This window comes from Micromonospora sp. NPDC003776, from assembly GCF_053605645.1.
Genome location: NZ_JBSGJR010000581.1, coordinates 1 through 4,274, shown reverse-complemented (window position 1 = coordinate 4,274; position 4,274 = coordinate 1). Strand labels below are relative to the sequence as shown.

Genomic DNA, 4,274 nt, shown 5'->3' with positions numbered 1-4,274 from the left:
TGGCTGGCCCACGCCGCCGGCGCCGCGCTCACCCCGTTCCTGCTGCGCCGGCTCGGCGCCGCGCCCGCCGCCGCGCTGATGCGGATCCTCCAGGGCGTGACGGTGGTCGGCATGGGCCTGCTCGCCGGGCCGGTCGGCGTGCTCGTCGCCTACCTGGCCTGCTACACCGTGCACGGCGCGTCCAACCCGCTGCACATGGGGCTGCTGCACCGGCAGGTCGACGGGCCGTACCGGACCAGCGTGCTCTCGATGAACTCGATGGTGGGGCAACCCGCCGGTGCGCTCGGCGCGGTCGTGCTGACCGCCCTCGCCGACCGCGCCAGCGTCAGCCTCGCCATGCTGGTCGGCGCCGTGGTGCTCGCCCTGGGCGCGCCGCTCTACCTGCCGGCCTGGCGGGCGAGCCGGGCCGCCGCGTCCGCCATCGGCGAGCCGGCCACGCCGGGGGAGACGGCACCGGAGGCGGCCGAAGAGGTCGGCTCCGAGACGAGTTTTGCGCCGACCGGTCCCGACGGCAGCCTCGCCGGCCCGGCCCCGGTGCCCGCCCCGGTGGCCGCCCCGGCGTCGGGCCCGGCCGCCGCGGCCGGCGCCGCCACCCGGTCCGCTTGACGGGTGCCGTCGGGAAGTGGGACGCCGAGGTGGAGCGGGCTGGCGGGAGGCTACGAACCTGATGACGCGAACGACTCACGCCCGGCGTACGCGCACGGGTGACGACCGATCCATCTGCGCCATCACGTTCGTAGTGCGACGCAACCTCTGTGCCTGGGGGAGCCCTCGACACGCCGGCGCCGCGACGTGTGGCCTCCGCCGGCCGAGAGACACCGTCAGGGCGGCGGCGTCAGGCGAGGTGGACGGAGCTGCGGGGTTCGGTGCCGGTGTAGCCGAGGCGGCGGTACAGCCGGATGGCGCCCACGTTGTCGGTGTAGACGCCGAGCGCCACCTGGTCGTACCGGCCGAGCAGGGCGCGGGTCATCCCGGCGGTGAGCGCGGCGCCCAGGCCCCGGCCCCGCCGGTCGGCCGCCACGGTGAGGCCGGCGAGGAAGCCGATGTCGCCGCGGCTCCGGTCGGCGCCGCAGGCGACCAGCCGGTCGCCGTCGCGGATGCCGTACCAGCCGACGATGCGCGGATCGCCCGGGCGGGAGGTCGTGGTGGGGAAGGAGGTCCGGATGAGCGCGTCGAGCGCCGGGTGGTCGGCCTCGGTGAGGCGGACCACCCGGTCCTCCCCGGCCTGCTCCGGCGGAGCCGCCGTGGTCCACAGGAAGTCCCACTCGTCGAGGCGGGCGACGGGCAGCCGGGCGGCCACCTCGTCCGCCGAGGTCCGCGGCAGGTGCAGCCACTGGCCGGCGTGCAGCGTCCCGTCCGCGACGAGGCCGGCGAAGACCTCCAGCGCCGGCCCGGCCGGCCCGAGCGCCCCTCCGGCCGGCCCCTGCTCCGGCGGGAGCAGCCAACCCACGGCGTCGCCGCGCCGCCACCCGCGCGCGTCCTGGTCCCGCCAGAGCGCGTGCCGGGCGTACGGGTGATGCCCGGTGGCGGCGAGCAGCGCGTCCCGACCCACCAGGATCTGGTCGGCAGTGATCATGTCGCCAGCCTACGAGAGGAGAATCCGTGACCTCCGTCCGCTCCGTCCGGCCGGCCCGGCTCGCCGGTCCCCACTGCGTCCTGCGGGAACTGGACGACGCCGACGCCGATTCGCTGCACGCGCTGATGGCCGACCCGCGCGTCTTCGACCGCGTGCTGGACGACCAACTGCCGTCCCTCGACGAGGTCCGGGCGCTCCTGCCGAGCTGGCGGGAGGAGGCCGCGGCCGAGCCCCGGCTGGCGTACCGGCTCGCCGCGGTCGACGGGGACCGGCTGGTCGGGATGGGCACGCTGACCGTGGAGAGCGCGCAGCACCGGCGTGGGGAGATCGGCTACGTGCTCTCCGCCGACCACTGGGGGCGGGGCCTCGGCACCGAGGTCGCCGGCCTGTTGCTGCGGCTGGCGTTCGAGCAGGTGGGCCTGCACCGGGTGGAGGCCACCACCCGGCCCGACCACGTCGCCTCGCGTCGGGTGCTGGAGAAGGTCGGGATGCGGCTGGAGGGGGTCAGCCGCGACCACCTCCTGGTGCGCGGGGGCTGGTGGGACTCGGTGCGCTACGCGATTCTCGCCACCGACCGGTAGCTCCGGGTGGCCGGGTCCAGGGTGGAGATTGGCGAACAGACCGATTGGGTACATCCCTCGCCGACCTGCTGGGACCCCCACCGGAGGAACGACATGCTCGCCATCATCGCGGCCATCGTGTTCGGCTTCGCGCTGCTCCTCGACTTCCTGAACACGAACCTCGGCGCCCCCGATCTCTTCAACACGCACACCCTCATGCTGATCGGCTTCCTGCTGCTCTCCCTCTACCTGGCCGGGATCGGCACCGGCACGCGCGGTGGCGGCGGTGGCCGCTGGTACCGGGGTCGGCGGCCGGGGCGCGGCTGACCGGAACAGATCACCCGGGGCGCGGCCCGCGGCGCGATTCCAGCGTCGTCGGCCGCGCCCGGTACTGTTCTCGTGATGGAGTCCGACGCCCTCTTCACCCTCGGCGAACCCGCCGGAGCGCCCAGCGCCCCCACGGGTTCCGGCGGCGTCGACGCGTTCACCGCCATCGGGGCCGATTCGCCGCTGCCGGTCCGGATGCGGCCGGCCAGCATCGACGAGCTGGTCGGGCAGGACCACCTGCTCGCCCCCGGCGCGCCCCTGCGCCAGCTGGTCGAGGGCGCGGCACCGATGTCGGTGATCCTCTGGGGGCCGCCCGGCAGCGGCAAGACCACCATCGCGCACCTGGTCGCCCGGGCCACCGACCGCCGCTTCGTCGCCATGTCCGCGCTGAGCGCCGGGGTGAAGGACGTCCGGGCCGTGATCGACACCGCCCGCCGGCAGCGCCGGGCCGGCGGACCGCAGACCGTGCTCTTCATCGACGAGGTGCACCGGTTCAGCAAGACCCAGCAGGACTCGCTGCTCGCCGCGGTCGAGGACCGGACGGTCACGCTGCTCGCGGCGACCACCGAAAATCCGTACTTCTCGGTCATCTCACCGCTGCTGTCCCGCTGCGTGCTGCTCACTCTCCAGCCGTTGGACGACGACGCCGTGCGCGGCCTGCTGCGCCGCGCGGTCGCCGACGAGCGCGGGCTGGGCGGCACCCTCACCCTGGAGGCCGGGGCCGAGGACCATCTGGTCCGCCTGGCCGGTGGGGACGTCCGCAAGGCGCTGACCGCCCTGGAAGCGGCGGCCGCTACCGCCACCGCACGGGGCACCGGGCGCATCGACCTGGCCACCGCCGAGCAGGCGGTCGACGTCGCCGCCGTCCGGTACGACCGTGACGGCGACGCCCACTACGACGTGACCAGCGCGTTCATCAAGAGCATGCGCGGCTCGGACGTGGACGCCGCGCTGCACTGGCTGGCCCGGATGCTGGTGGCCGGCGAGGACGCCCGGTTCATCGCCCGGCGCATGGTCATCTTCGCCAGCGAGGACGTCGGCATGGCCGATCCCACCGCGCTGACCGTCGCCACCGCCGCCGCGCACGCCGTCGAGTACGTCGGCCTGCCCGAGGCACAGCTCAATCTGGCCCAGGCGGTGATCCACCTGGCCACCGCCCCCAAGTCCAACTCGGCCACCGCGGCGATCGGCGCGGCCATCGCCGACGTACGCGCCGGCCGGGGTGGCCCGGTGCCGCGCGGGCTGCGGGACGCCCACTACGCCGGCGCCCGGGGCCTGGGCCACGGTGCCGGCTACCGCTACCCGCACGACGACCACCGTGGGGTGGTCACCCAGCAGTACGCTCCGGACGATCTCGTGGGGACCGACTACTACCGCCCCAGCGGCCACGGTGCGGAGCGGGCGGTGGCGGGCCGGCTGCCGCTGCTGCGCCGGATCGTGCGCGGCCTGCCGGCACCGGTGGCGCGCGCGGAGGGCGGCGTCCCGGCCGCCGTGAACGGTGGTCGCCCGGCGGGTCCGCAGCAGGTCGACGGGGCGAACGAGGGCGGCAGCGACGCCGTCGAGGAGGGTCAGCAGTGATGGCGCGTGGTCCGGAGCGGCCCGAGGACGGCCCCGAGGAACGGCGCGACCCTCGTGCCAAGGGCCGGCGGTGGGGCCGGGGCAGGGCCGACGCCGAGCCGGACGAGGCGACCGCCGGCGAGGAGTTCGGCTGGATCGACGACCTGCGGACGGCGAAGCAGCAGCGGGGCGAGCTCGGTCCGGATGGTGTGGCGCCCGACGGGGTGCCCCCCGCGGGGGGCGGCACGCCGCCC

5 protein-coding genes and 1 pseudogene are annotated in these 4,274 nt (G+C 75.7%); 5 read left to right on the top strand and 1 reads right to left on the bottom strand.

Features of this window, described 5'->3' with window-relative positions; translation table 11 throughout:
• A pseudogene (locus tag ACWEVO_RS31285) lies at positions 1–606 on the top strand (MFS transporter); the annotation flags it as partial.
• Between the two features lie 229 nt (positions 607–835).
• On the opposite strand, the gene ACWEVO_RS31280 reads toward ACWEVO_RS31285, so the two are convergent.
• The gene (locus ACWEVO_RS31280; protein WP_452311063.1) at positions 836–1,576 is read right to left on the bottom strand and encodes a GNAT family N-acetyltransferase; all 741 of its coding nucleotides are present in this window, start codon (positions 1,574–1,576) and stop codon (positions 836–838) included.
• Between the two features lie 26 nt (positions 1,577–1,602).
• Between ACWEVO_RS31280 and ACWEVO_RS31275 the strand changes: the two genes are divergently transcribed.
• The 4 genes from ACWEVO_RS31275 to ACWEVO_RS31260 all read left to right on the top strand — a co-directional run.
• Positions 1,603–2,157, top strand: a complete 555-nt coding sequence (locus ACWEVO_RS31275; protein ID WP_452311062.1) for a GNAT family N-acetyltransferase — start codon at positions 1,603–1,605, stop codon at positions 2,155–2,157.
• A 93-nt stretch (positions 2,158–2,250) separates the two neighbouring features.
• Positions 2,251–2,463, top strand: a complete 213-nt coding sequence (locus tag ACWEVO_RS31270) for a hypothetical protein (protein WP_452311061.1) — start codon at positions 2,251–2,253, stop codon at positions 2,461–2,463.
• Between the two features lie 75 nt (positions 2,464–2,538).
• Positions 2,539–4,041, top strand: a complete 1,503-nt coding sequence (locus tag ACWEVO_RS31265; RefSeq protein ID WP_452311060.1) for a replication-associated recombination protein A — start codon at positions 2,539–2,541, stop codon at positions 4,039–4,041.
• A partial coding sequence (locus ACWEVO_RS31260; protein ID WP_452311059.1) for a hypothetical protein occupies positions 4,041–4,274 on the top strand: 234 nt, incomplete at its 3' end. The genes ACWEVO_RS31265 and ACWEVO_RS31260, both read left to right, overlap by 1 nt.

Bases quoted from the DNA above. Each gene is read 5' to 3' on its own strand.
- ACWEVO_RS31280 (WP_452311063.1), bottom strand. From the start codon at position 1,576: ATGATCACTGCCGACCAGATCCTGGTGGGTCGGGACGCGCTGCTCGCC.
- ACWEVO_RS31270 (WP_452311061.1), top strand. From the start codon at position 2,251: ATGCTCGCCATCATCGCGGCCATCGTGTTCGGCTTCGCGCTGCTCCTC.
- ACWEVO_RS31265 (WP_452311060.1), top strand. From the start codon at position 2,539: ATGGAGTCCGACGCCCTCTTCACCCTCGGCGAACCCGCCGGAGCGCCC.